This window comes from Brucella sp. RRSP16 (assembly GCF_052246815.1).
GTDB classification, from domain to species: Bacteria; Pseudomonadota; Alphaproteobacteria; order Rhizobiales; family Rhizobiaceae; genus Brucella; species Brucella intermedia.
This window is the reverse complement of the sequence record NZ_JBQQAM010000042.1, coordinates 1-1,671: the sequence shown is the minus strand read 5'-3', so window position 1 is coordinate 1,671 and position 1,671 is coordinate 1. Positions and strand designations below refer to the sequence as shown.

Below are 1,671 nucleotides of genomic sequence, written 5' to 3'. Positions count from 1 at the left end.
TCTGCTTCCGCCACGCATTCCGCGCGCGGACGCCCCTGCACATAGATCGGCGCTTCGATGATGTTTTCCAGAATGGTCTTGTGCGACCACAGATTGAAGCTCTGGAACACCATGCCCAGTTCCGACCGGATGCGCGAAACCTGCTTCTTGTCGGTCGGATAGGCTTCGCCCTTCGCATTCTTCGCCATGCGGATGGTTTCGCCCGAAATCGTCACCGTGCCGGATGATGGGGTTTCCAGAAGATTGATGCAGCGCAGGAAGGTCGACTTGCCGGAGCCGGACGAACCGAGGATCGAAATGACCTCGCCTTCGCGCGCTTCAAGCGAAATGCCCTTCAGTACCTCATTGGCGCCAAAGCTCTTGCGCAGGTTTTCGACTTTCAGAGCCACCGGTGCATTGGGAGAGACGATTTTGCTCACGATGTTTGTCCTTCGGATGAGAGCTTGACGACGGGCTGGCGCAGATAAGGGGTGAGCCTGTATTCTGCAAACATCAGCACACGGGTCAGGACGAAGTTGATGGCAAGGTAGATCGCACCGGCGATCACGAAGATTTCGATCGCCCGATAGCTCTCGGCGATCAGCTTTGCCGCGATGCCGGTCACTTCCATGAGCGTGATGATCGATGCAAGCGAGGTTGCCTTGATCATCGAGATCATCTCATTGCCATACCCCGGCAGCGCCTGGCGGATGGCAAGCGGCATGACGATGCGGCGGAAGCAGGTGAAGGACGACATGCCGCAAGCTTTCGCCGCTTCGATCTGGCCATGCGGCACCGACAGCAGGCCGCCGCGGATGATCTCGCTGGCATAGGCCGCATTGTTCAAGGTCAGCGCGATGATCGCACACCAGTAGGGTTCGCGCAGGATGGGCCACAGGAAGGAATAGCGGATGGTCGGAAACTGGCTGAGGCCGTAATAGATGATGAATATCTGGACCAGAAGCGGCGTTCCACGGAACACGAAGACGTAAAGGCGGGCAATCCAGTCCAGCACCGTGAGGCCCGACAGGCGCATCAGGGCCAGGAACAGGGCAAGGAAAGCGCCGAATACGATGGAGGATGCCGCAAGCTTCAGGGTCAGCGGCACGCCGCCCAGCATCTGAAAGAATGCATCGGAATAGAATTCAAGGTTCATTTTGCCCTCCTGACGCCGCGCGAGAAGTGGCGCTCGGCCAGTTGCAGAAGCCCGCCGGAAACCGACGAAATCAGCAGGTAGAGCGCTCCCGCAATGAGGAAGAAGTTGAAGGGCAGGCCAGTCGAGCCCGCACCGATCTGCGCCTGACGCAGAAGCTCGACCACACCGGCGACCGAGACCAAAGCGGATTCCTTCAGCGAAACCTGCCAGACATTGCCAAGTCCCGGCAATGCGTGGCGCAGCGCAAGCGGGGCGATGATGCGGCGGAATTTCAGCATCCGGCCCATGCCGCAGGCGGTTGCCGCTTCGATCTCGCCTTTGAAGACAGCCCGGTATGCACCGCGGAACACTTCGGTATGATGCGCACCGCAGGAAATGCCGATTGCCAGCACGCCTGCCAGAAAGCCGGGAAAGCCGACGAAACCTTCCGCACCGAAATATTTGCCGATGGCGGTAACGGCGGCGCTGCCGCCGAAATAGAACAGATAGATGACGAGAAGATCGGGAATGCCGCGAATGATCGTGGTGTAGCCGTC

3 protein-coding genes are annotated in these 1,671 nt (G+C 59.1%); all 3 read right to left on the bottom strand.

Annotated features, from left to right (window positions below; genetic code table 11):
- Window positions 1–419 (bottom strand): ATP-binding cassette domain-containing protein (locus ACS5UA_RS22785; RefSeq protein WP_443101885.1); only part of this gene is annotated, 419 nt, incomplete at its 3' end.
- Window positions 416–1,135, bottom strand: coding sequence for an ABC transporter permease (locus ACS5UA_RS22780; protein ID WP_112702588.1), 720 nt, complete (start codon window positions 1,133–1,135; stop codon window positions 416–418). The genes ACS5UA_RS22780 and ACS5UA_RS22785, both read right to left, overlap by 4 nt.
- On the bottom strand, window positions 1,132–1,671 hold a 540-nt coding region (locus ACS5UA_RS22775), incomplete at its 5' end, for an ABC transporter permease (RefSeq protein ID WP_443101884.1). The genes ACS5UA_RS22780 and ACS5UA_RS22775, both read right to left, overlap by 4 nt.

Excerpts from the sequence above, each read along its gene's own strand:
- ACS5UA_RS22780 (WP_112702588.1), bottom strand. The coding sequence starts at position 1,135 with ATGAACCTTGAATTCTATTCCGATGCATTCTTTCAGATGCTGGGCGGC.